Source organism: Biomaibacter acetigenes, from assembly GCF_003691585.1.
Classification (GTDB): Bacteria; Bacillota; Thermosediminibacteria; order Thermosediminibacterales; family Tepidanaerobacteraceae; genus Biomaibacter; species Biomaibacter acetigenes.
The window spans coordinates 154,732-177,620 of the sequence record NZ_CP033169.1; the positions used below are offsets into that span (position 1 = coordinate 154,732).

Genomic DNA, 22,889 nt, shown 5'->3' on the forward strand with positions numbered 1-22,889 from the left:
CCATTGGTTAATATTTTAACCATAAAGAGCAAAACAATACACTATCCCCGGACTAGTGCAGATATCTTTGCTAAGTTTCACCCTGGGTTATCCCGTACTCTCTCATCTTGTTAATAATTGTGGCATGGGAAACGCCCAGCGCCCTGGCGGCCTGTCTTATGCTCCCGCACTTTCTTAAAGTCTCTCTGATGGCTCTCTTTTCAGTCTCCGCCACCAGGTCCTTCAGTTTTTTCTGTTGGTGGTTCTCTCTTTCTCCAACATCCATGGAAGACTCAAATTCTTCTTCCCTTAAGATAAGGTGCCTGGATTCTATCCAGCCGTCGCACAGATTTATAGCCCTCTCGATTACATTGGAAAGCTCCCTGATGTTCCCCGGCCAGTCATAATTCATAAGTTTTTTTAGCGCCTCTTCACTTATGCCTTCCACCTTTCTGTTCATCTTATGGGAAACTTTTTCTATAAAATGTCGGGTGAGGACGGGAATATCATCTTTCCTTTCCCGGAGTGGCGGTAGCATGATGGGTATGACATTCAACCTGTAGTAAAGGTCGTCCCTGAACTGGCCTGATTTCATCAATTTTTCCAGGTCCCGGTTGGTGGCTGCGATTACCCGGACATCCACCGGAATCTCCTCATCGGCCCCTACCCTTCTTATCCTGCCCTCCTGGAGCACTCTGAGTAGTTTTACCTGGAGATGTGGCGAAAGTTCACCTATCTCATCAAGGAAAATTGTACCTTTGTCGGCATATTTAAACAGCCCCTGCTTCCCACCTTTTTTTGCTCCGGTAAAAGCGCCTTCCTCGTAACCGAATAGCTCGCTTTCCAGGAGCGTGTCCGGCAGCGCCGCACAGTTGACCGGTACAAAGGGCCTATCTCTGCGGGGGCTGGCCATGTGAATGGAACGGGCGAAAAGTTCCTTGCCTGTGCCGCTTTCCCCGCGAATGAGCACAGTAGAATTTCCCTTAGCCACTATGCGGGCTATTTCCTTCACCTTCTTTATCTTTTCACTCTCACCGATTATCTCGTCGAAAGTTATCATGGGAGGCCGGGTAAAGGAATATACCAGGTCCATGACCCTTTCAATGTCCTGCAGTGAAGCCACTGCTCCGATGGGATGCCCCTCTTCATCGAGGATTGGCCTTCCGGAGGTGATGTAATGGCTTCGCGTGGTTTCGGTATTCAGAATAATCTCTTCATTATCATAACCTTCACCTGTGGCAATGGTTTTTAACATAGGTAGGTCCGGTGCGAGAAGTTCGGCTAAATTTTTCCCCAGGGCATCTTTAGCCTTTATCTTGAGAATCTTTTCGGCGGCGGGGTTAAAAGTGGTTATAACGCCTTCCCTGTCTACGGCGATTATGCCTTCCCCGGCGGCGTCCAGCACTGCTTGAATGTGCTTTTCCCTTTTTTCCTGGGGAAGAAGCTCTATCTCCTGTACACTTATGACGTCTTTTTCTTTCAGAAACTGTTCTTTCAAAAAATCCAGATTTATATTGCCTTTTCTTTCAATTTTTATGCACGCAAGCCCCGGCTCCACCTCCATGGCTTTCAGGTTTATGCCATACCTGTAGAGCACTTTCAATACATCCAGCGCCATACCCACTCGGTCGCGGGTGCTGACCCTTATACGTACCGTTTCGCTCAAAGTGATCATCTCCTCTCTTGATTACTCGGTAAAGCTAGCTGGCAATTATTCATTAAAAGCAGCAACTTTTATTTATTTTTTTTCCTGGAAATGCTATACTAGAGAAAATAGTCGAGGAAAATATATAGCAAAATTTTGTTACCGAAAAATTATAAATACTCATTGACAGCGAAAAAAAGTAATAGTATAATAAAATCAGCAAACGGAGGTGAGGAAAATGGAAAAAATAGAGATTGATGAGAGGGCCAAAAAATATATCCAGGATAAGAAAAACGACACCATCACCATAAAGCTGGAGCGCTACGGCGGCGGTTGAGCCGGGTGTACTTACATGCCTGCCGTGTACGTAGGCGCGCCTGCTGATGCCAGCGAATACACTCTAAAAGAGGTAGACGGCATAAAAGTCTATGTCAGCCCCTTTGTCAGCATGGAAAGAGGCCTCAAGATATTCCTTTCGGGTTTCGGCATGTTCAAGGGCCTGGCAGTTGCACCGCTAAGTTATTAATGTAAATCAGGACTTTCGGTGTTCCTTATAAAGCTGTATGAACTTTAGTATAAAACTGAACTCTTCGGCTGTACAGTCTGCCACCAGCTCCAGGACCGACCGGACTTTCGGGTCTAAAAAAAGCTCTTTTAAAGCGGGGTTCATGGGCTTGAAAAGCGATGAAATCTCATCATCGTCTGCCACAAAATAGCATGGCGAAAGGGAGAGGGCTGATGCGATCTTTTCCAGAGTCTTTATGGAAGGCTCCACCCTGCCGCTTTCGATCTGGCCGATGAGGCCCGTGGATACGCCGGCTTTTGCGGCCAGGTCTGCCTGGGTGAGATCCCGCTCCCGGCGAATCTTCTTTATCTTGTAGCCCACATGGCTGGTGGCGGATATCAGGTCTTCGGGGCAAACTTCCAGAGCCCGGGCGATAGTCCTCAAAGTGGACACCGCCGGCAGCACTTTGCCTTTTTCTATATGGCAAAGATAGGCTGCGGAAATGCCGGCCTTTTCCGCCAGTTTTGATTGGGAAAGCCCCTTTTTCTGGCGCAGCAGGGCTATCTTCTCACCGAGGGCTGTGGGACCGGGTGTAATGGTATCCGCTTCGGGGAAAAAACCTTCTTTTGACACATTTAGAGCTGAAGCCAGCTTTTCTATGGTTTCAAGAGAAGGCTGCTTTTTGCCCCGCTCAATTTCGCTCAGGTATGAAACCGAAAGTTCCGCCCGCTGGGCAAGCTCCTGCAGCGATAAATTTCGCTTCCGGCGAAGACTGCGGATTAATCTACCGTCTATCATAAACATGCACCCCTTCAAGAATTCTATAATATTTGGGTTTTATCAAATATAATTATATATACTATAAATTAATTATAGTATATTAAAACATCCCGGTCAATTTAAAAAATCTTGTTTAAGATATCTAATTTTGCAAGACTTATAAGGAAAAGTGAAATAATAAAAAAGACATACCATCAGCGACACGTTTCTCACCTAAATCAAATTTAAGAAAGGCCCCACGGGGGCGAAAATCCTAAAATTAAACTAAAGGAGGATTTCATAATGAAACCGATAACCGTTACCGATGACAATTTTGACCAGGAAGTACTCCAGGCCGAAGGTAAAGTCCTTGTGGATATGTGGGCACCCTGGTGTGGCCCCTGCCGCATGATGGCTCCGGTGGTGGACGAGATTGCTGCCGAATACGAGGGCACCCTCAAGGTGTGCAAATTGGATGTGGATGAAAACCCCGAAACCGCAGCCCGCTACGGAGTAATGAGCATCCCCACCCTCCTGGTGTTCGAAAACGGCCAGGTGGTAAATAAGCTCATAGGCTTCAGGCCAAAGCGCGACATTCTTGCAGAAATCGGCGTATAACCTCCCTCAAATTAAAGCCCTGCCTACCGGCGGGGCTTTTAATTTTGCACGGTATACGGTACAAAGAATTGCAGATTCCGGAGATTTCGATTTAAAAAATGTCCCCCATGTGCATGTATTCAGCCGGGGATGACGGAAAGCCCAATGACTGGCATTTCGCCCATTATGCCGCTAGGGCTGTAGGAGGTGTGGGGCTCATCATGCAAGAAGCCACTGCGGTGGAAAGGCGGGGGAGGATCAGCGCCAACGACCTGGGCCTCTGGGAGGATTCCCAGATAGAACCCTTGAAAAAGATAGTGGATTTTGTCCATTCCATGGGGTGCAGGATGGGAGTCCAGCTGGCCCATGCGGGAAGAAAGTGCGGTGTCAAGGGCGAAAGGATAGTGGCGCCATCGAGCCTTCACTGGAGCGATGAATACCCGGTACCGGCGGAACTTTCGAAAGATGAAATAAAAGGCATTGTTAAAGCCTTCGGTTATGCGGCCAAAAGGGCCGTAAAAGTTGGTTATGATACGGTGGAAGTCCATGCGGCCCATGGATATCTTCTCCACGAATTTCTTTCACCTTTGTCCAACAAGCGTACCGATGAATACGGCGGCTCCAGGGAAAACAGAGTCAGGTTTCTGAGAGAGGTTTTGATGGAAGTCCGCTCTGCTATTCCCGATGACATGCCCCTTATCGTGAGGCTGTCGGCCACCGACTTTATGGAAGGCGGTCTTGACATCACCGAAACCATCGAAATAGTAAAACTCATCAAAGATAAGGTAGATTTGGTCGATACCAGTGCCGGAGGTCTGCTTTCTCCAAAGTTAGAGCTGTATCCCGGGTACCAGATAAATTATTCCGAAGCTGTAAAAAGATCTACCGGCCTTCCCACCGCAGCCGTGGGCCTCATAACCACCCCGGAACTGGCAGAAGAGGTCATAGGCAATGAAAGGGCGGACCTGGTGGCCCTGGGAAGGGTCTTGCTTCGCCAGCCTTACTGGCCTATGTATGCAGCCCATGTATTGAAAGAGGATATCCCGATTCCCGAACAGTATTTAAGGGGAAAATATAGATAAACCTATCTTGCACTTCGTGGAGTTTCGCCGGCAATTCGGCATCCTGCCTCAGCTGCCGGCCGCAGGGCTCGTGCCCTGCCTGTCCTTCGCTTGTTCTAAACTCAAGAGCGACAACGGCGCAACTTATCGGTGCTTTTGGCCATCTCCAGGCAGAGGACTTGGCTTTTACACTTGAGTCAATATTTTATGGCATGAATTGACAAAAATAAGGATAGAATATATAATATAAACGCAAATGCAAATAACTTGCAATTAATTAAGTTAGATTTAAACCGGGATGAAAAAGCTCATTTATACCGAGGTGACAAGGGGACGGAATTGGTGACAACACGCGAGGTGCATTATTTATGAACGTTAAAGAAAAAATGAGTAACTTTAAAAAAAATCATGTTAAGATAAGCCCTGATAGAATGCATCAAAAGGATCATTTTACCGACGAAGTGGTAAAGCTTACCGATGTTACTTTTGCCTATAACGGCACTCCGGTGCTGGAAAATATAAACCTTTCGGTGCAGGTTGGGGAATTCCTGGCCCTTATCGGCCCCAATGGTGCCGCCAAGTCCACCCTCATGAAGCTCATGGTGGGGCTTTTAAAGCCAAAGGCCGGAGAGGTAAGGCTTTTTGGTCAGGATATAAAGAGGTTTTGTGATTGGAACAGAATAGGTTATGTTTCCCAGCAGGCAGCCCATGTCAATACGGCCTTTCCCGCCACGGTGGAGGAAGTGGTGTCATCGGGATTTTACAGCGGCTTCGGGAAGCTTTTTGATAGCAAAAAGAGGCAGGAGGCGGTGGAGCATGCCATGAAACTTACCGGGATTTCGGAACTTTCCCGCCGGCTCGTAGGCGAGCTTTCCGGCGGCCAGAGGCAGAAGGTCTTTGTGGCAAAAGCTCTGGTGAAAAACCCTGAAGCTTTATTCCTGGATGAACCCACAACGGGCATCGATGCCGCGTCCCAGCAGGAGTTTTACAACCTGCTCATGGACCTGAACAGGAATGAAGGAATTACCGTAGTCATCATCACCCATGACATAGGGGCGGCCTTCGGCAAGGCAAAAAAGATCGGTTGTGTGCGGGATAAAGGTGTCTACATCCATGAAAATACAAATGAAGTCACCCAGGAGCATATAGCCGAGGTACTGGGGTATAAATTAAGTTGAAGTGGCGCGGGACGTTTCGTTTGCCGCATATATGTCAGGATAGGGGGCGGTTCCATGTTCCAAAACAAGGGACTGTTATCAGGAGGTCTTATCTAAATGTATATCTTTACTTTTGACTTTATGCAAAGAGCTTTTATAGCCGGCATAATCACCGCAGTACTGGCCTCCGCCATGGGAGTCTTTGTGGTTTTAAGGCGCATGTCCATGGTGGGAGACAGCCTTTCCCATGCGGCCCTTTCAGGAGTGGCAGCGGGAATGCTGTTCGGGTTTTACCCCTTTTATGGGGCGTTGATTTTTTCAGCACTGGCTGCGCTTTTCATTGAAGCCATCCGAAAGGCTTTCAAGAAATATGCCGAAGTGGCCCTGGCGGTGGTGATGTCCGGGGGCATGGGCCTTGCAGTGGTCTTCATAAGCCTCGGAAAATCCTTTAATGCGGACCTTTTTTCATACCTCTTCGGAAGCCTGGTGGCGGTATCCCCTTCCGATGTATGGGTCATATCCGGCACGGGGCTTTTTATAATCCTGTCACTGGTGTTGCTTTCCCGGGAGCTTTTTTCCATCACCTTCGACGAGGAATCGGCCAGGCTTTCGGGGATACCGGTGGGGGTAGTAAACACATATTTCACTCTACTCACGGCTCTGGCTGTAGCCCTTTCAGTAAGGGTAGTGGGGACATTGCTGGTTTCGGCCCTCATGGTAATTCCTGCCGCCGTAAGCCTTCAGATTGCCAGGAGTTTTAAGGCTACCTTCGTCATAGCTGTGGGAGTGGCCGTCCTTTCCGTAGTTTTAGGACTGTATATTTCCTTCGTGTTCGACGTGGCTCCCGGCGGCACTATTGTACTCATAGCGGCGGCAATTTTGACGGTGGTGCTTATAGTAAGAGGATTCGAAGGTAAATTGACATAAGGAAATATTAATTCAAGTCAAGAAACGTTTCTGACTTGAATAGGATGGGAGCAAGTATGATGAATATCGATGAAATGCTAAAACAAAAGCAATTGAAAGTCACCCCTCAGCGCAAGGCAATACTCACTGTGCTGGAAAGATCCGAGTCGGTTTTGAGCGCCCAGGAGCTTTTCAGAGAGGTGCTGGAGCTTTTGCCCGGCACCAACTTTTCCACCATATATAGAAACCTTGATACGCTTCTTTCTAGAGGGCTTTTATGCCGCATCCCCCGGGAAAACGGCGGCGACCTGTATGAGATACGCAGGGAAGAAGGACACCACCATCATGTCATATGCAAGGGCTGTGGAGCATCGATCCCTGTGGATTTCTGCCCTATGGAAACCCTGAACTGTCAACTGGAGGAATATGGTTTTACTCCCACAGAGCACCATTTCGAGGTATATGGACTCTGCAGCAAATGCAAAAAACAACATCGCATTCCATAAAAACTCAGATTCAGCTTACTGAAGAACAATATGAGGCATTAAAATGTATGGTAGACACAGAACATTTCAATGTCGGAAATCATTCGCAGCAGCATAGACAATATGGACCGGGCCATCATAGAGAACCTCAGCAGACGGATAACACGGGAATCGTAAAAAAATTTTTTCCGGACACATATTGCGTATCCAGAAAAACTGTGGTAAAATAATTAAAAATAAAAGTGTTTTAATTTGATGAAGGGGAAGAGTAACCCTGATGGAAGGTTAAAGAGAGCCGCCGTTGGTGGGAGTGTGGTACCGGAAGTCAAGGTGAATGGGCCCCGGAGATGATGTGGCGAAAGAAAGTCGAGTAGCCGCATACGGAAAGTCTCCCGTTAGCACAGGACAGGATATCGCAATTTTGCCGTATCCGAAAAAGAGGGTTTTGCATTAGGTGGCAGCAGAGCACTTTATCCTAAGGATAAAGTGCTTTTTTGATAATAAAGCCGACCGGCCTCCATCAGATTCGCCATGCAAAGCCAATTTGGGTGGCACCGCGGAAAAAGCATCCGTCCCTATCATGGGACGGGTGCTTTTTTTGATGGCGGAAAAGAACCAGACAGGCGAAAAGAGATTTTCTCGATAAAAGCAGGCTCAAAGCCTTGCGCCGGGATACCTGGAGGTGATGCCTTTGACTTGAAGGGAACTGAAATATAAAAGAAGAACGACGACCGATATGGAGATACAATTAATTATGAAAGGAACTGATTTTCATGGATGAGATTAAAATACTTCTGACTGAAAAAGAAATGCCGACCCACTGGTATAACATCCAGGCTGACATGCCGAACCCCCTGCAGCCGCCCATTAGCCCCCGGACCGGAGAGGTTATGGCGCCGGAGGAACTGGCGGTGATCTTTCCGGAAGCTCTATTAAAGCAGGAGATGTCTCGCGAAAGATTCGTAGAGATCCCCGATGAGGTCCGGGAAATCTACCGGCTGTGGAGGCCTTCACCGCTCTTTCGTGCCCGTCGGCTGGAAAAGGCCCTGGATACCCCCGCCAGGATATATTATAAATACGAGGGGGTAAGCCCCGCCGGTAGCCACAAGCTCAACACCGCCGTGCCCCAGGCATATTACAACAAAAAAGAGGGTATAAAGAGACTTTCCACCGAGACCGGCGCCGGGCAGTGGGGCAGCGCCCTGGCCATGGCCTGCAGCTTCTTCGGCCTGGAGTGCACCGTGTATATGGTGAAAGTTAGCTTCCAGCAAAAGCCCTACCGGAGGTCCATGATGCAGGTATTCGGAGCCGAAGTCATCCCCAGCCCCAGCGACAGGACTGAGGCGGGCAAAGCTATTCTGGCAAAGGACCCCGATTCCACCGGCAGCCTGGGTATAGCCATAAGTGAAGCTGTGGAAGATGCGGCGACCCATGATGATACCAACTACGCTCTGGGGAGTGTGCTCAACCATGTGGTGCTCCACCAGACGGTTATAGGCCTGGAGGCCAAAAAGCAGATGGAAAAGGCGGGATATTACCCCGATGTGGTCATAGCCTGTTCCGGTGGGGGAAGCAATTTCAGCGGCCTGGCCATGCCCTTTGTGCATGACAAGATAAAAGAGGGTAAAAACACCCGTATAATGGCCGTAGAGCCCACCGCATGCCCCAGCCTCACCAGGGGAAAATTTACCTATGACTACGGCGATACGGCACACCTGACTCCAAAGATGATGATGTATACCCTGGGCAGTGAGTTCGTACCCCCGGGAATCCATGCAGGTGGCCTTAGGTACCACGGTGCATCACCCATCCAGAGCCAGCTCCTGCATGACGGCTTAATCGAAGCAAAGGCATATGGGCAGTTATCAGTGTTTGAAGCCGCAAAAATGTTTGCTCAAAATGAAGGCATCATCCCGGCTCCCGAATCTTCCCACGCCATAAGGGCCGCTATAGATGAAGCCCTGGCGGCAAAGGAAGCGGGAGAGGCCAGGACCATACTGTTCAACCTCAGCGGCCACGGCCACTTCGACATGAGCGCCTATGACGCCTACCTCTCCGGTAAGCTAACAGATTCAAGCCTGCCGGAAGATACATTGAAAGAACTTATAAATGCATTGCCTTAATGTCACGGGGACGGTTCCTTTGACACATAAAGTTACAAAAAATGGGCGGCAGATGAAATTGTTCTATCTGTCGCCCCAGATAAACTACTATACCAAAAAAATTTTTAAGGAGGAATTTCCATGAAACTGAAAGATATGGTATTAACCGCTCTGTTACTTTCAATAGGCCTGGTGCTCCACCAGATCACCCCGCCCATCGTGGGTGGCATGAAGCCCAACTTCCTGCTGGCGATGCTCTTTGTAGCCCTTTACATCAACAACAGCCCCAGGAACGCCTTCTTGGCGGGCGTCATTGGCGGGACTTTCGCAGCGCTTACCACCAGCTTTCCCGGCGGCCAGGTGGCCAACTTCTTTGAAGAGATCATAACGGCCTTTGTAGTATCATTGCTCATAAAGCTGACGGCCAAAATGAGCCCACATCTATCGGTACCTCTGGTAGGATTTATCGGGACCGTGGAAAGCGGCACGGTGTTTCTTACCATAGCCCTGCTGGTGGTGGGCAGCCTGCCGGTGGCCTTCCCGATTCTGTTTACCACGGTGGTAATTCCCGCCGCAGTCATCAACACCTTCGTAACATACATCTGCTACAATGTGGTATTCTCGGCAAGAAAGGTGATGAAGAAGGCGTAACCCCGATGATATAAAGCCTGCAGCTTCGAAGCTGCAGGCTTTTTTGCATGCCCCTATATCCCCTTCATGGTCAGGCTTATCCTGTTTCTTGCCGGCTCTACGGAGAGCACTTTCACCTTCACCGTGTCCCCGATGTTCACTACATCAAAGGGCGATCTAACGAAGTCTTCGGAAAGCTCAGATATGTGGCAAAGGCCGTCCTGGTGGACTCCTATGTCGATAAATGCACCGAAATCCGTAATGTTGCGCACGGTGCCGTAGAGCACCATGCCCGGCTTTAAGTCTTTGAGTTCCAGCACATCGGTGCGGAATATAGGCGGGGGAAGTTCCTCCCTGGGATCCCGGCCAGGCTTCCTGAGTTCCGAAAGAATATCCTTCAGAGTCGGTATGCCGGCATCCAGGGCTTGCGCCATCTCTTCTATTTCATCTTCGGAGAAAGACCTGGTCCTGAGCTCCTGAAGCGGATATTTTTCCATTACCTTTTCGGCTATACTATAGCTTTCGGGATGGACGGCGGTATTGTCCAGGAGGTTGTCGCTTTCGGGAATCCGGAGGAATCCTGCGCACTGCTCGAAGGCCTTTGGCCCCAGTTTGGGGACCTTCAGAAGCTCCTTCCGGGACCTAAAAATGCCGTTTTCTTCACGGTGTTTTACTATGTTTTCTGCAATAGAGGCATTCACACCGCTCACATATTTTAAAAGGGAGGGAGAGGCGGTATTCACATCCACGCCGACACTGTTTACGCAGTCCTCCACCACGCCGGAGAGCTTTTCCGAAAGTTTCTTCTGGTTTACATCATGCTGGTACTGCCCCACGCCCAGGGCCTTGGGATCAATCTTCACCAGTTCCGCCAGGGGGTCCAGCAGGCGGCGGGCGATGGATACGGCGCCCCTGTAGGAAACATCGAGCTCCGGGAATTCCCTGGTGGCAAGCTCTGAGGCGGAATAAACCGAAGCCCCGGCCTCACTTACTACTACATAGGATATCGGCCTTTCCATTTCCTTTATCAATTCACTCAAAAATTTTTCGCTTTCCCTGGAAGCGGTGCCGTTGCCCAGGGATATAACATCCACCCCGAACCTTTCAATCAGAGCTTTAAGCTCCTTTGCCGCTTCTTCCGTCTTGTTTTGCGGCGGCGTGGGGTAGCAAACCGTATGGGCCAGCAGTTTCCCGGATGCATCTATAACCACTACCTTGCACCCGGTGCGGTATGCCGGGTCAAATCCCATAATGATTTTGTTTTTCACCGGGGGCTGCAGCAGCAAATTCTTAAGGTTTTTCGCAAATATATTCAGAGCCTTTTCTTCAGCCTTCTCGGTGAGCAGGTTCCGGATTTCCCTTTCTATGGAGGGTTCAATCAGCCGCTTATAAGCATCCTCCACTGCCTTTTCCATGAGTTCCATGGTGCGGGAATTTTGCTTTATGTACCTGGATTTTATGATATGGAGTATTTCTTCTTCCGGAGCTTCGATCTTAACCTGTAAAAATTCTTCCCTCTCACCCCGGTTTATGGCTAAAATCCTGTGGGATACGATTTTTGCCACGGGCTCCCGGAAATCGTAGTACATGGAATATGTAGACACTTCCTCTTTCAGCCCTGCAGTCCGCACCGTCCCCTTTTTCCAGGTAACATCCCTTATGATTTTTCTAAGTTCCGCATCATCGGATATCTCCTCGGCTATGATATCCAGGGCTCCGGCCAGGGCGTCTTCGGCACTTTCTACACCCTTTTCCGGGTCCACGAAGGCCGAAGCATCTTCCGGACCGATAGGTGTATCCTGGGCCAGCACCCTTTGCGCCAGTGGTTCCAGCCCCTTCTCCCTGGCGATGGTGGCCCGGGTCCGCCTCTTGGGCCTGAAGGGCCTGTATATATCCTCCACTTCCTGCAGAGTATCCGCCCGAGAAAGGCTTTCCTGAATCTCCGGGGTGAGCTTGCCCATATCCTCCAGCAACCTTGCAACTTCCGCCTTACGATCTTCAAGGCTTCGTAGATATGACAGCCTTTCGGAGAGGTTCCGAAGCTGTTCGTCGGTAAGGCCTCCGGTGGCTTCCTTGCGGTAGCGAGCTATGAAAGGCACGGTGTTGCCCTCGTCCAGCAGGTTCACCGCAGCCTCTATTTGATTTTCCCTGATATTTAGTTCCTGCGCCAGCCTTTTGATAATTTTTTCCATGACATCCTCCCGCTCAAATTTCTTAGTATTCCCCTATATTCTATATCAACGGCAGGATCTATTCAATTTGAATTTTATATGCACAAATTTGAAAAGGGCCACCCGACCTTGGGGTAGCCCTTTAAAATGTATTACAGCTTCAGCTTCAAACCCTTGCCCTGTTCAATGGCTCTGTTAAATATTTCTCTTGCCATAACCATATCACATACAGAAATTCCTATGTTGCTGCATACGATAAGCTGATTGTCATTGTCTCTTCCCTTTTTAGAACCGGCAATAATTTCTCCGGTTTCACAGTAGATGTCTGGAAGTCCGTCGGGGAAATATCCCATATCTGCAAAAAGCTTATGCTCGTCTATGCTGTCGACGATGTATTTGTCCGCCATCCTGGGGATTTCGGGATCCCAGAAGGTGTTCAGGTCGCAGGGCAGAATGGTCTGGCCTTTGGATACCCATTCCTTCTTGACTACCGAAAGTGTCTCGCGGATTATGAGTGTAGCCGAACTCATTACCTCACAGCTCTTGGCCAATTCTTCGGGGCCGTTTGCCTTTATGATTTCGGCATCCACTTCAGGCTGCAACTCTTCCACCAGCTTATCCATGACTTCTTTTCGGATATCGTAAACGTAAATTTTCTTCAAGTTTTTCAGGGTGTGTCCGATGAATCTCACATGTCCGACGCCCTGAACGCCGCAGCCAAACATACCGAAGGTCTTCGCATCAGGATGGAGCGCCGCTGCTGCCAGCGCAGTGACAGCAGGAGTCCTCATGGCAGTCAACCAGACGCAATCCATCACGGCAATGGGGCATCCTGATAGAATATCGTTTAGAATCAAAAGGCCTGTAGTCTGGGGAAGGTTGAATTTGACCGGATTGTTGGGATAACATTCTATCCATTTTGCGCATCTTTAATCCGGCTCAGGAAAAGTTGGATGGATGCAGGGCATGTGATGTTTTAGGAAAGCATGTCACCGAAGTCTATAAACTCGACTGGCAAAGCAGCCTGCTGTTAAAGGTTTTAAAAGAAGGAAGGCCCATCCTAAATTATCATCAGACATACAACACCATGGCGGGTAAGGTCGTGGATATAATATGCAGCGTGTTTCCTATATATCAAAATGGGGAAGTCGCAGGTTCTGTGGCCATAACCCGGGATTTCACGAATTTCCGCAACATGGCAGAAAGGTTATTGGACATGCAGGAAAGTCTGGCCATGAGAAGCCTGCAACCTGCGAGAAAGATTGAAGAAGATAAGGGCATCAAGAGTTTTAGGCAAATGGTGGGCAACAACCGGCGTTTAAAGGAAGCGGTGAGACTGGGGGAGGGCGCATCAAAGACCGATTCTCCGGTTTTGATATGCGGTGAAACCGGTGTGGGTAAAGAATTATTTGCGCGATGCATTCATGAACAGGGAAAGCGCGCAAAAGGGCCGTTTCTGGCCATTAACTGTGCCGCCATTCCCGAATCTTTATTGGAGGGAATCCTTTTCGGCACCGAGAAGGGTGCTTTCACCGGGGCGGTATCCAGAAAAGGTCTTTTGGAACAGGCTTATGGCGGTACGCTTCTTCTTGATGAAATAAACTCCATGCCGCTTGCCCTTCAAGCAAAACTTTTACGGGTGCTTGAAGAAAAAAAGGTTCGGCGTTTGGGGGGAAGCGAGGAACACGAAATAGATGTCCGTATAATCAGCAGTTGCAATGTGGAGCCCATGGAGGCCATCGTCGCCCGGCAGTTAAGGGATGATTTGTTCTACAGGCTTGCCGTAGTATACATTTATATACCCCCGCTTCGGGAGAGGATGGATGACCTTGAAAGCCTCACACGGCATTTTATAGAGGTTATGAACATTCAATTCGGCAAAAATGTAAAGGGACTTTCGCCGGAGGTAAAGCAGGCCTTTTTTAGATATGACTGGCCCGGCAACATAAGGCAGTTAAAGAATTGCATCGAGGGGGCTATGAATGCGGTAGCTGTGGATGAATCCTTACTTTTGTCGCACCATATCCCTGAGTATCTGAGGATGTTTCCGCAGCAAAATAAATACCCGTCGGCTCCAAAACCGGAGTATTCGGTCGGGCAAAACATTTTTGCAAAGATAGAAGAAATGGATAAGCAAAAAATAATTGAAGCTCTAAAACAAACTAATGCAAATATCACCAGAGCCGCCGCCCTATTAGGCATGAGCCGGCAAAACCTGCAGTATCGACTTAAAAAATATGGAATTGAACGTTCATAAAGCGGGGTTATGTCTCTTTTATATTTTTACGAATCTATGATATAATTGAGAGAAATAAAAGAAGAGGTAAAATGTTTTCGAATTTTAAGGATAGGTGACGTTATGGACCATTCTGATGAAAAGATGCTGGAGGCAAAGATAAGGGATCTATTCGCAATAGCCCGGAAAAATCGGGAGTACCGGGCTTCCAATTTTCTAGACCCGGGGCAGCAGAACCTGGCGGAGACGGTGGTCCGGAGCTTCCCCGGCATGGAGTATTATTTTGACGGGGGCTATAAGGAGGCCGAGCGCAAGGTGCTGGTGGCATATCCGGATTTTCTAAAGGACGAACCCTTCCATGCGCCCCTGGGCGCCCTCAGGATAACCCCTAAAGACCCCGATGAGCACCCGGGCCACCGGGATTTTCTGGGGGCCATGCTGGGGCTTGGTATCTCCAGGGAGAAGGTGGGTGACATCCTGGTCACAAAAACCGGAGCCGATGTCATCGTAAAACAGGAGATAACGGAATACATCGGGCTAAATCTCCTGAAGGTGGGAAGCACTCCGGTATCGGTGGAGGAGATCTCTTTGAAGGAGCTTCTGGCACCTGAAAGAAGGTATAAGGAAATGAAGAGCACCGTGGCGTCCCTTCGTCTTGACGCCATCGCCAGCCTGGCCTTCGGTATATCCCGCTCCAAGATGGCCCCCTTTATAAAAGGAGAGAATATCAGGCTGAACTTCAGAGTTGTCAAAGACCCTTCCACTCCGGTGAAAGAGGGTGATGTCATATCTGCATCCCGCCTGGGCAGGGCAAAGGTGCTGGAAGTAGGCGGCCAGAGCAAGAAGGGAAGAATCTATGTCAGGGTACACAAGTATATTTCATGATTTTTCGAGAATAAATTTTGTAAGAATAAATATCCTAAAAAATGGGAATTGTTGGAGGGGGCTGTGCCATGTTTTATTCAATAGTGAAAGCCCTATCTTTTTTACTTTTTAAAGCGACCGGAGGCATCAGGGTCTATGGTGCCGAACGGCTGCCCAAAAAAGGGCCCCTGATTATTGTGTCAAACCACCAGAGCCTGATAGACCCCTTTGTGCTGGTGACCTGCATCCCGATGAGGATAGTTTTCTTTGCGGCGGCTTACCTTTTTAAGATCCCTGTGGTAAGACAGGTCCTGACCTGGGGAGGTGCCATACCGGTCCACGGTGAAAAGGGAGATTTCGGCAGCTTTAAAAAGGCCCTGGAAGTGCTGCAAAAGGGCGGTGTCATTGGACTTTTCCCCGAAGGAGGGGTAAGCCCCGACGGAAACCTTCGGCCTTTTATGCAGGGATGGGCATATCTTGCCGCGAAGTCCGGAGCACAGGTTTTGCCCGTGGCCATCCGGGGAAGCCGCAATGTCCTGCCGGTGGGAAGTTTCATCCTCCGCCGGGGCAGGATCACTTTAAACATAGGAGATGTGATGACCTTTTCCGGACAGGGGAAAGTAAGCCGGGAGAATATGGGAGAGATGAATGAGAAGCTGGACAAAGAGTTCAGGCAGCTATTCAACGCGCAATTTAACGGGAGGATTTTTAATGGAGCAAGTAAAAGCATATGATACAAATATCCCTGCAGCGGAAGTTACGGTAAATTCCACAATACCTTTCAGGGATTCCGGCAGCGGCAGGCCCCGCATCGCCCTTACCCTGGGCGGCGGAGGAGCCAGGGGATTGGCCCACATAGGAGTGTTAAAAGTTCTGGTTTCCGAGGGCATCCCTGTGGACTTTGTAACCGGGGCCAGCATGGGAGCCGTCATAGGGGGCGCCTTTGCAGCCGGGTTTCCTGTAGAGGAAATGGAGCAGATAGCCATAAAGACCGGTATAAAAAAGATGCTCTCCTGGGCGGATTTTATATGGCCCCGGCGGGGCCTGGTGGCCGGGGACAGGGTGGAGAAAAATTATGAACAAATTACCTTCGGCAAGAACTTCGATGAGCTTGACATCCCTTCCACCTTTGTGGCCACAGACATAGATACCGGAGAGGAAGTAAGGCTCAGCTCCGGGAAAGTGGCAAGGGCCCTCAGAGCCAGCACCGCGGTGCCGGGCATTTTCAACCCCGTGTATATGGACGGCCGGAGGCTGGTGGACGGCTCCATAGCCGCATCGGTGCCGGTATCCGCAGCCTTTTCCATGGGCGCCGATGTGGTCATCGCCCTGGATGTGAGAAGTGATGTGGATGCCACCGAAAAACTCATGCGCATAAAAAACTGGTGGAACAAAAAGAAAAACTCCAGAAAAGTTTCGTATCTTGCCCTTTCCGGAGGCTTTGTCTTAAAATATGTAGAGCCGGTACTGCCGGAAAGCATAAGCTTCGTAGCAAAGACTCTGGAATTTTGCAAAAAGAAAGGCGATGACTATGAGCTTTGCAAAGATACCGCCGGTTCCGGAGGACAAAATCGCAGTATGATTGCCATAAAGCCCAGGGTGAGCCACATAAAATGGTTCCAATTCTATAAGGCAAAGGAATGCATAACCGCCGGCGAAAAAGCGGCGGAAGAAGCCCTGAGGGATCTGGAAAAGATAATGTAGGTGCCAGACCCTCACTTTTTTACTTATGGCATCTTATACACAGGCCGGTTCATACACCAGTTCTCCCGTCTCATATCTGTGAAGATTCAATATTTCAATGGGCAAGTGGCATTTGCCTTCAGTGATAAGCTCCGCCAGCAGCAAACCTATGATGGGGCCCATCTGGAAGCCGTGCCCGCTCCAGCCCAGGTCCAGATAAAAACCCTCCACAGGTGTGGCACCTATGATAGCCTGGGAATCAGGGGTCATATCATAAAGCCCCGCCCAGTGCCTTACAATGCGCACATTCTTTATAGCCGGCAGGTGAAAAACGAATTTTTTCACCGCATCCTCCAGAAAACGCCAGCTGGCATCGGTATTAAACTCTTTTGGTTCATGTTCCGGGTCCCCCACCCCCATGAGAATAGTGCCGTTGGGGTTTTGCTTAAAATAGGTGCCGTGCTGGGACGAAAGTACCATGCAGGGCAGAAAATATTCCACAGGCTCTGTCACAAAAATCTGGTGCCGTTCGGGATAAACCGGCACATCCAGGCCCACCATAGCAGAAAGTCGCCTGCCGTAAGCCCCGGCGCAGTTTACTATTACCGGAGTATCTATGGTACCCGCTGTGGTGCGGACCCTGAAATTTCCCGGAGATAAAATCTCTATTCCTGTGACCTCGGTATATGTATTTATATCCACTCCCAGCTTCCTGGCTGCGGCCGCGTAGGCATACGTCACCTGGAAGGGATTGGCGTGGCCATCCCTGGGGTTAAACGACCCTCCCACCACCCCTTCAATGTTAAGCTTCGGCACTATGTCCTTGATTTCCTCGGGGCTTAAAAAGCGCGAGTCTTCTATGCCCAGGCTGTTTTGCAGCTTTATGTTTTGCCTGAGCTGCTCCGCCTGGGATTCGCTGTAAGCAAGCCATATGTAGCCTCCATGGGTTATCTCCAGGCTCCTGTTCCATCCCAGTTCTTCGTCCAGATTTTCCAGTATCTCCATGCCTTCTTTCATGAGCAGGCAGTTTATCTCGGTACCGAACTGGTGCCTGATGCCGGCGGCGCACCTGCCTGTGGCTCCGCTGGCGATATAGTCTTTCTCCAGAAGCACCACATCCCTCATGCCCTTTCTGGCAAGGTTGTAAGCCACGGAACACCCGTGAACCCCTCCGCCAATGACTACAGCCTGAGCTGTATTTTTCATGGATTGCGCCTCCCTGAAATAATGTTGTAATGTACATTGTCATTATTTAGATTATACAACATTTACAATAGAGAGTAAATTGAAATTGTTAAATATTAAATAAAAAGCATGTAAATTTCGAAAGATAGTAATCGATACAATAGCCTGCAAATAGGTACGTCTGGCAGCAGAGTTGGTGCAGGTGATTGAAAATTTTTTTATTTATGAAGGAATAAACCCGAACCATATAGAATAAATATTCAAAGTTCACTTAAAAACAACTCTATTTTTTATAAATTAATGAACAAGGGGGATTTTTACATGAAAATAATCGTTCTTGGCGGTGGGCTGGTGGGCGGTGTCATTGCAAAGGACCTGGCAAAAGACGGCGACCTTGAGGTCACCGTGGCCGACATTAACGGTGAAACCCTGCAAAATCTACAAAAGCAAGCACCTGTGAAAGCCCGCCAGGCGGACCTTTCTAAACCGGGGCTTATAAAGGAATTGGTTTCGGACTACGACATGGTGGTGGGGGCCGTCCCGGGATTCCTTGGGCTTTCCATGGCGCGACAGGTGATAGAGGCCGGAAAAAACCTGGTGGACATCTCTTTTGCACCCGAAGACTATACTGTTTTAGACGGGCTGGCCCGGGAAAAAGGAGTCACGGCCCTGGTAGACTGCGGAGTGGCTCCGGGCATGAGCAATATCCTGGTGAGCTACCTGGCCGGCTGCCTTGATGAAGCTCAAAGTGCCGAGATACTGGTGGGGGGACTCCCCCAGGTCCGGTACTGGCCCTACGAATATAAAATAGTTTTTTCCGCCATAGACGTCATAGAGGAATACACCCGGCCCGTGCGCCTGGTGGAAAACGGCAGGGTGGTGGAAAAACCTGCCCTGTCGGACCTGGAGCTTATCGACTTTCCCGGCATAGGCACTCTGGAAGCCTTCAACACCGACGGCCTCAGGAGCCTCATACATACCATGAACATCCCCAACATGAAGGAAAGGACCCTGAGGTTCCCCGGCCATGCCGAGAAAATGAGGATGCTCCGGGAGACGGGCTTTTTTAGCCAGGAACCCATGGAAATCAATGGCGCCGCCATCAGGCCCATCGATTTTACCGCAAAACTGCTCTTTCCGTTGTGGAAATTGAAAGAGGGAGAAAAGGATTTTACCGTCATGAGGGTGGAAGTCAAGGGGAAAAAAGATGGTAAGGAAGCAAGCCTTTCTTATAATCTGGTAGACTACTTTGACGAAAACACCGGCACCACTTCCATGGCCAGGTGCACCGGATTTACCTGTGCCATCATGGCCAGGATGGTGGCAAGGGGAGAATTCAGGCACCCTGGAATCTGTCCGCCGGAATATGTGGGGCAGGCCCACGGGGTATTCCGGAGACTTTTGGAAGAATTGGAAAAACGGGGAGTAAAATACGTGCCGGATAAACCTCAAAAAAATAGTAATTCCGCAGTCTAATTAAAGCCGTTAAGGCGAAACCCTGGAACCAATTCGGCATATCCGGCAGTGTCCAGCACCTGGCAGGCATACAGACATCCGAGCATATCATCGCCATAAACAAAGACCCCGATGCCAGTATATTCAAAGTGGCTGACCTGGGCATAGTTCCTCTAAATAGATGAATATGATAATTTTGCAAATGACCTGATAGGAAGTGGTGACAGGGAGCTTTATTATAACGGATATCTTTTCTCCGAAGATGCAAAACAGAGGCTCTATAACACCAATATGGTGCTATATTTTCTTGATTATCTCAGCCGATTTCAAAAGTACCCGAAAAATATCCTGGATTTGAATATAAGGACTGATTACAAACAATGACGTTGTCGGCATCCCTGGCGAAACATGCTGCGGCTACTACAGCATCGACACCGGAGAGCTTAAGGAGGTGGGGTAAACACGCCCCTTAATATTTTATGCATTTGTGATGGACCAACAACACATTGCCTTCAAAGTTAAAGACGCAAAATGGCCCGAAAAGTATCATATATTTTTCAACATACCCGTGATTTGGGTATGTTTTGTTTTATAATTAAAATAGTATCATGGTTACCAGATTACAACAAAGAAAATATCTCTTAAGTTATTATATAGAATAATTCTTTAATCAAAATATTTTGGTTTATGGCAGGATTTTCTAATATGATGTAGAATATTTCAACATTGGACAATTATCATCAAATAATGATAAAAATATACATTTTATGGAAGGGGGATTTTATGAGGATCAGGCTGACATTTAATACCGACGGTAATCTCATAATACCGGTGCAGTACAATTATTTGATTCAAAGCATGATTTACCGCAATATTTCCCCTGGCCTTGCGGATTTTTTACACGACCATGGATACATCATCAATGGCAGGCAGTTCAAGCTATTTACTTTTTCACGCCTGGAAGGCCGTTTTATCATGAGAAAGGATAAAAAAATAGAATTTACTTCCCCTGTTCAGTTGACTGTAGCTTCAGCGGTGGAAAAGTTTTTGAGGGAACTGGCCGAAGGCATGCTCAGAAATGACAATTTGAATATCAATGGACAGAGGCTGATATTGGAAAGCGTAGGAGTATCCCAGCCGCTGGAAGATGAAGATTTTGGAGAAGAAATCACCATAAAGATGCTTTCTCCCATGGTGGCATACAACACCGTAGAAAGAGATAACCGTTCCAGGACATATTATTTTTCTCCGTGGGACGAGTGGTTTTCAGAGCTCATCAGGTCAAATCTTGAGAAAAAATATAAACTGGTAACGGGGGGTACCACTGGCGGTGACATCCAGATCATCCCTATTGGCCCCAGGGACGAGAAATATTGCAAGGTGCTTGATTATAAGAAAACGGTGGTCAAGGGATGGCTAGGCATCTACAAAGTCAGGGGCGACAAAAGGCTTATGAAGATAGCTTATGACACAGGGCTTGGGAGCAAGAATCCCCAAGGGTTTGGATGCTTCGAGATCATCGGTGGCATTAAAAACTGGCCGGGAAGGAGGCCAGTTTAAGAGGGTCGGGTTGCATATTATTTGCACTTATTGGTTAGGAGGGTAAGGATATGCTTTCTGCAGTAAAGGACATCGGGAAATTGATTATAGAAAGGGAAGGGAGGGATTTGCTGAGTATCCTGGTGGAAGACCCGGATTCCAACGGCAGTTACAAAAAGGTCATCACTATCGTATTAGAACAAAAGGATAACGGCTTTAAGTTTGCCGGCGTAGAGACAGAGGAATATGACAGCGGCAAAAAAAATGAAGTATTTATACAGAAGCGGGGCTGCCAACGGTGCAGACCTTTCACCTACCGCAAAACTCAGCGGTAAACCAGAAGGTACCTTTGACAGAAAGATCCTGGGCTGGTTCAACATCCTGGACGATAAGAAAACAAAGTTGACGGATGCGGAAAAGATTTTTTTGAACGGTATCCGTGATGTCCTCAAAGAAAATGCCGGTTTTATAAAAAGAGAAATCCTGACCATTCGGGAAAAAACGCCCAAAAAAGAAGGAATTGTAGTAACTTTAAAAATTAAAAATCAGGATTTAACGAAATATGTGGGAGACTTTCCGGTATTCAGAGAATTTTTAAAAAAACAGGTAAACGATAAGGCTTTTAGTATTTCCGCTGCCAATAAGATGTGTTCCATATGCGGTGAGAAAAAGGCTACAGTTTTCGGAAATCTTGATACTTACGCTTTTTATACCCTCGACAAACCCGGGTACATAACTGGGGGCTTTGATGAAGCAAAAGCCTGGCGGAACTTTCCTGTCTGCCCCGAATGCAAACTGGCGCTGGAAGAGGGTAAAAAGTTTGTAGAATCAAACCTGACCTTCAAGTTCTGCGGCATCAGATACAACCTCATCCCAAAATTTATTCTCGGGGAATATGGAATATCGGACGAGATAATAGATATTTTTACAAATACTTCCCGCATTGTTTCCCTGAAGCAAAAAGTCATGGAAAGGATAGCAAACGACGATGAAGAAATCCTTGATGTTTTAAAGGACCTGAATGATGTAATAACTTTGAACTTCCTTTTCATACAAAAATCGAATGCGGCGGAAAGGATCCTCCTCAATATAGAAGATGTTTTTCCCTCCCGGATAAGGAAAATTTTCGACATAAAGCACGAAGTCGATTATGTTTACAACAGCAACTTTACTTTCGGCACCATCAGGAATTTCTTCTCCAAATCAGACCCCAACAAGAGGGATTATGATCTGGATGGATATTTCCTGGACATTGTCGACAGGATCTTTAAAGACCGCCCGGTAAGTTTCTATTTTGTCCTGCAATTTATCATGAAAAAAATAAGGGATGAATTTATCAATGATCGCTATTTTTATCTATCAGTCAGAAATGGTATGATGTCGGTAAGCTTCTTAGAAAAGCTTGAACTTATAAAAATGGAGGAAGATATCATGGAAGAAAGTATTTTTGACGGGATGTTCAAAAAATACGGCCCTGCCTTTGAAACACCTTTAAAACGGGGATTGTTTCTCTTGGGGTCTTTAACGGAGCTGCTGTTAAGAAAACAGTATAAAGAACGAAGCTCCAAGCCATTTATGAAAAACTTAAAGAGCCTGAAAATGTCAGAAAGAGATTTCAAAAGCCTTTTGCCGGAAGTTCAGAACAAATTGGAAGAATATGATTCCTTCGATAAAGGCAAAAGGATGCTGGCTGCAGAGGCGTCCAACTATCTCCTACAGGCAGGGGATAACTGGAAGATGCCTGTGGATGAGATGAATTTTTATTTTGCCTGCGGAATGAATCTGGTAAATGATGTGGCCGATATCATTTACCCTGATAAAAAAGTGGCAGAGCAGGAATTGGGGCAGGAAGAGGCAAACCAGTAGCCGTAAAATGAGATGTTTGCTTAAAATATGCTTGAAATTGCATATGGTTTTTGTAGATATGAAT

At 48.0% G+C, this 22,889-nt stretch carries 21 protein-coding genes, 1 pseudogene and 1 other annotated feature; of the genes and pseudogenes, 17 read left to right on the forward strand and 5 right to left on the reverse strand.

Annotated features, from left to right (window positions below):
- Positions 1-70: 70 nt before the first annotated feature.
- On the reverse strand, positions 71-1,645 hold the full coding sequence (locus tag D2962_RS00690) for a sigma 54-interacting transcriptional regulator (protein WP_245984822.1): 1,575 nt from the start codon (positions 1,643-1,645) through the stop codon (positions 71-73).
- A 217-nt stretch (positions 1,646-1,862) separates the two neighbouring features.
- Between D2962_RS00690 and D2962_RS18970 the strand changes: the two genes are divergently transcribed.
- Positions 1,863-2,150, forward strand: a complete 288-nt coding sequence (locus tag D2962_RS18970) for a CC/Se motif family (seleno)protein (RefSeq protein ID WP_281273707.1) — start codon at positions 1,863-1,865, stop codon at positions 2,148-2,150.
- Positions 2,151-2,156: 6 nt separating this feature from the next.
- Here D2962_RS18970 and D2962_RS00695 read toward each other — a convergent pair whose 3' ends face one another.
- The gene (locus D2962_RS00695) at positions 2,157-2,927 is read right to left on the reverse strand and encodes a helix-turn-helix domain-containing protein (RefSeq protein WP_122013807.1); all 771 of its coding nucleotides are present in this window, start codon (positions 2,925-2,927) and stop codon (positions 2,157-2,159) included.
- Positions 2,928-3,191: 264 nt separating this feature from the next.
- Here D2962_RS00695 and trxA point away from each other — a divergent pair, with 264 nt between their 5' ends.
- From trxA to D2962_RS00735, 7 genes are all read left to right on the forward strand, one after another.
- A complete protein-coding gene (trxA, locus tag D2962_RS00700; protein ID WP_122013808.1) occupies positions 3,192-3,506 on the forward strand; it encodes a thioredoxin in 315 nt (104 codons plus the stop codon).
- A 98-nt stretch (positions 3,507-3,604) separates the two neighbouring features.
- The gene (locus D2962_RS00705; RefSeq protein WP_122013809.1) at positions 3,605-4,567 is read left to right on the forward strand and encodes an NADH:flavin oxidoreductase/NADH oxidase; all 963 of its coding nucleotides are present in this window, start codon (positions 3,605-3,607) and stop codon (positions 4,565-4,567) included.
- A gap of 347 nt (positions 4,568-4,914) precedes the next feature.
- Entirely contained in the window at positions 4,915-5,724 is an 810-nt protein-coding gene (locus tag D2962_RS00710; protein ID WP_245984824.1) for a metal ABC transporter ATP-binding protein, read from the forward strand.
- A 96-nt stretch (positions 5,725-5,820) separates the two neighbouring features.
- Positions 5,821-6,630, forward strand: a complete 810-nt coding sequence (locus D2962_RS00715; RefSeq protein WP_122013810.1) for a metal ABC transporter permease — start codon at positions 5,821-5,823, stop codon at positions 6,628-6,630.
- Positions 6,631-6,686: 56 nt separating this feature from the next.
- On the forward strand, positions 6,687-7,115 hold the full coding sequence (locus D2962_RS00720; protein WP_245984826.1) for a Fur family transcriptional regulator: 429 nt from the start codon (positions 6,687-6,689) through the stop codon (positions 7,113-7,115).
- Between the two features lie 225 nt (positions 7,116-7,340).
- Positions 7,341-7,674, forward strand: a binding site (T-box leader).
- A gap of 193 nt (positions 7,675-7,867) precedes the next feature.
- A complete protein-coding gene (locus tag D2962_RS00730; RefSeq protein WP_122013812.1) occupies positions 7,868-9,217 on the forward strand; it encodes a TrpB-like pyridoxal phosphate-dependent enzyme in 1,350 nt (449 codons plus the stop codon).
- 120 nt (positions 9,218-9,337) lie between these two features.
- The gene (locus tag D2962_RS00735) at positions 9,338-9,847 is read left to right on the forward strand and encodes a tryptophan transporter (RefSeq protein WP_120767729.1); all 510 of its coding nucleotides are present in this window, start codon (positions 9,338-9,340) and stop codon (positions 9,845-9,847) included.
- Between the two features lie 53 nt (positions 9,848-9,900).
- Here the strand turns inward: D2962_RS00735 and D2962_RS00740 are convergent, their stop codons facing one another.
- Both D2962_RS00740 and D2962_RS00745 read right to left on the reverse strand, forming a co-directional pair.
- Positions 9,901-12,018, reverse strand: coding sequence for a Tex family protein (locus tag D2962_RS00740; RefSeq protein ID WP_122013813.1), 2,118 nt, complete (start codon positions 12,016-12,018; stop codon positions 9,901-9,903).
- Between the two features lie 131 nt (positions 12,019-12,149).
- Positions 12,150-12,911 carry an ornithine cyclodeaminase family protein gene (locus D2962_RS00745; protein ID WP_122013814.1) on the reverse strand — a complete coding sequence of 254 codons (762 nt, stop codon included), beginning with the start codon at positions 12,909-12,911 and terminating at the stop codon, positions 12,150-12,152.
- 5 nt (positions 12,912-12,916) lie between these two features.
- Here D2962_RS00745 and D2962_RS00750 point away from each other — a divergent pair, with 5 nt between their 5' ends.
- From D2962_RS00750 to D2962_RS00765, 4 genes are all read left to right on the forward strand, one after another.
- Positions 12,917-14,254 (forward strand): sigma-54 interaction domain-containing protein, encoded by a 1,338-nt coding sequence (locus D2962_RS00750; RefSeq protein WP_122013815.1) that lies wholly within the window; start codon positions 12,917-12,919, stop codon positions 14,252-14,254.
- A gap of 102 nt (positions 14,255-14,356) precedes the next feature.
- On the forward strand, positions 14,357-15,118 hold the full coding sequence (locus D2962_RS00755; protein WP_122013816.1) for a YlmH family RNA-binding protein: 762 nt from the start codon (positions 14,357-14,359) through the stop codon (positions 15,116-15,118).
- 68 nt (positions 15,119-15,186) lie between these two features.
- The gene (locus D2962_RS00760; protein ID WP_122013817.1) at positions 15,187-15,831 is read left to right on the forward strand and encodes a lysophospholipid acyltransferase family protein; all 645 of its coding nucleotides are present in this window, start codon (positions 15,187-15,189) and stop codon (positions 15,829-15,831) included.
- Positions 15,809-16,801 (forward strand): patatin-like phospholipase family protein, encoded by a 993-nt coding sequence (locus D2962_RS00765; protein WP_162991030.1) that lies wholly within the window; start codon positions 15,809-15,811, stop codon positions 16,799-16,801. Before D2962_RS00760 ends, D2962_RS00765 begins: the two co-directional genes overlap by 23 nt.
- A gap of 33 nt (positions 16,802-16,834) precedes the next feature.
- Here the strand turns inward: D2962_RS00765 and D2962_RS00770 are convergent, their stop codons facing one another.
- On the reverse strand, positions 16,835-17,986 hold the full coding sequence (locus tag D2962_RS00770; protein WP_122013819.1) for an NAD(P)/FAD-dependent oxidoreductase: 1,152 nt from the start codon (positions 17,984-17,986) through the stop codon (positions 16,835-16,837).
- Positions 17,987-18,286: 300 nt separating this feature from the next.
- Between D2962_RS00770 and D2962_RS00775 the strand changes: the two genes are divergently transcribed.
- The 5 genes and pseudogenes from D2962_RS00775 (at position 18,287) to D2962_RS00790 (ending at position 22,825) form a co-directional block, all read left to right on the forward strand.
- Positions 18,287-19,441: a saccharopine dehydrogenase family protein gene (locus D2962_RS00775; protein WP_122013820.1), complete on the forward strand. Its 1,155-nt coding sequence runs from the start codon at positions 18,287-18,289 to the stop codon at positions 19,439-19,441.
- Positions 19,442-19,473: 32 nt separating this feature from the next.
- Positions 19,474-19,605 (forward strand): annotated as a pseudogene (locus D2962_RS19415) (electron transfer flavoprotein subunit alpha); the annotation flags it as partial.
- Between the two features lie 598 nt (positions 19,606-20,203).
- A complete protein-coding gene (gene cas6 / locus D2962_RS00785) occupies positions 20,204-20,980 on the forward strand; it encodes a CRISPR-associated endoribonuclease Cas6 (RefSeq protein WP_162991031.1) in 777 nt (258 codons plus the stop codon).
- A gap of 50 nt (positions 20,981-21,030) precedes the next feature.
- Positions 21,031-21,294 (forward strand): TM1802 family CRISPR-associated protein, encoded by a 264-nt coding sequence (locus D2962_RS18975; protein ID WP_222927609.1) that lies wholly within the window; start codon positions 21,031-21,033, stop codon positions 21,292-21,294.
- Complete coding sequence (locus D2962_RS00790) at positions 21,224-22,825, forward strand: TIGR02556 family CRISPR-associated protein (RefSeq protein ID WP_222927610.1); 1,602 nt, start codon at positions 21,224-21,226, stop codon at positions 22,823-22,825. Before D2962_RS18975 ends, D2962_RS00790 begins: the two co-directional genes overlap by 71 nt.
- Positions 22,826-22,889 lie beyond the last annotated feature (64 nt).

What these genes read in the sequence shown, in the direction of transcription:
- D2962_RS00695 (WP_122013807.1), bottom strand. Translation starts at nt 2,927, where the DNA reads ATGATAGACGGTAGATTAATCCGCAGTCTTCGCCGGAAGCGAAATTTA.
- trxA (WP_122013808.1), top strand. Translation starts at nt 3,192, where the DNA reads ATGAAACCGATAACCGTTACCGATGACAATTTTGACCAGGAAGTACTC.
- D2962_RS00705 (WP_122013809.1), top strand. Translation starts at nt 3,605, where the DNA reads ATGTCCCCCATGTGCATGTATTCAGCCGGGGATGACGGAAAGCCCAAT.
- D2962_RS00710 (WP_245984824.1), top strand. Translation starts at nt 4,915, where the DNA reads ATGAACGTTAAAGAAAAAATGAGTAACTTTAAAAAAAATCATGTTAAG.
- D2962_RS00715 (WP_122013810.1), top strand. Translation starts at nt 5,821, where the DNA reads ATGTATATCTTTACTTTTGACTTTATGCAAAGAGCTTTTATAGCCGGC.
- D2962_RS00720 (WP_245984826.1), top strand. Translation starts at nt 6,687, where the DNA reads ATGATGAATATCGATGAAATGCTAAAACAAAAGCAATTGAAAGTCACC.
- D2962_RS00730 (WP_122013812.1), top strand. Translation starts at nt 7,868, where the DNA reads ATGGATGAGATTAAAATACTTCTGACTGAAAAAGAAATGCCGACCCAC.
- D2962_RS00735 (WP_120767729.1), top strand. Translation starts at nt 9,338, where the DNA reads ATGAAACTGAAAGATATGGTATTAACCGCTCTGTTACTTTCAATAGGC.
- D2962_RS00740 (WP_122013813.1), bottom strand. Translation starts at nt 12,018, where the DNA reads ATGGAAAAAATTATCAAAAGGCTGGCGCAGGAACTAAATATCAGGGAA.
- D2962_RS00755 (WP_122013816.1), top strand. Translation starts at nt 14,357, where the DNA reads ATGGACCATTCTGATGAAAAGATGCTGGAGGCAAAGATAAGGGATCTA.
- D2962_RS00760 (WP_122013817.1), top strand. Translation starts at nt 15,187, where the DNA reads ATGTTTTATTCAATAGTGAAAGCCCTATCTTTTTTACTTTTTAAAGCG.
- D2962_RS00765 (WP_162991030.1), top strand. Translation starts at nt 15,809, where the DNA reads ATGGAGCAAGTAAAAGCATATGATACAAATATCCCTGCAGCGGAAGTT.
- D2962_RS00770 (WP_122013819.1), bottom strand. Translation starts at nt 17,986, where the DNA reads ATGAAAAATACAGCTCAGGCTGTAGTCATTGGCGGAGGGGTTCACGGG.
- D2962_RS00775 (WP_122013820.1), top strand. Translation starts at nt 18,287, where the DNA reads ATGAAAATAATCGTTCTTGGCGGTGGGCTGGTGGGCGGTGTCATTGCA.
- cas6 (WP_162991031.1), top strand. Translation starts at nt 20,204, where the DNA reads ATGAGGATCAGGCTGACATTTAATACCGACGGTAATCTCATAATACCG.
- D2962_RS18975 (WP_222927609.1), top strand. Translation starts at nt 21,031, where the DNA reads ATGCTTTCTGCAGTAAAGGACATCGGGAAATTGATTATAGAAAGGGAA.
- D2962_RS00790 (WP_222927610.1), top strand. Translation starts at nt 21,224, where the DNA reads ATGAAGTATTTATACAGAAGCGGGGCTGCCAACGGTGCAGACCTTTCA.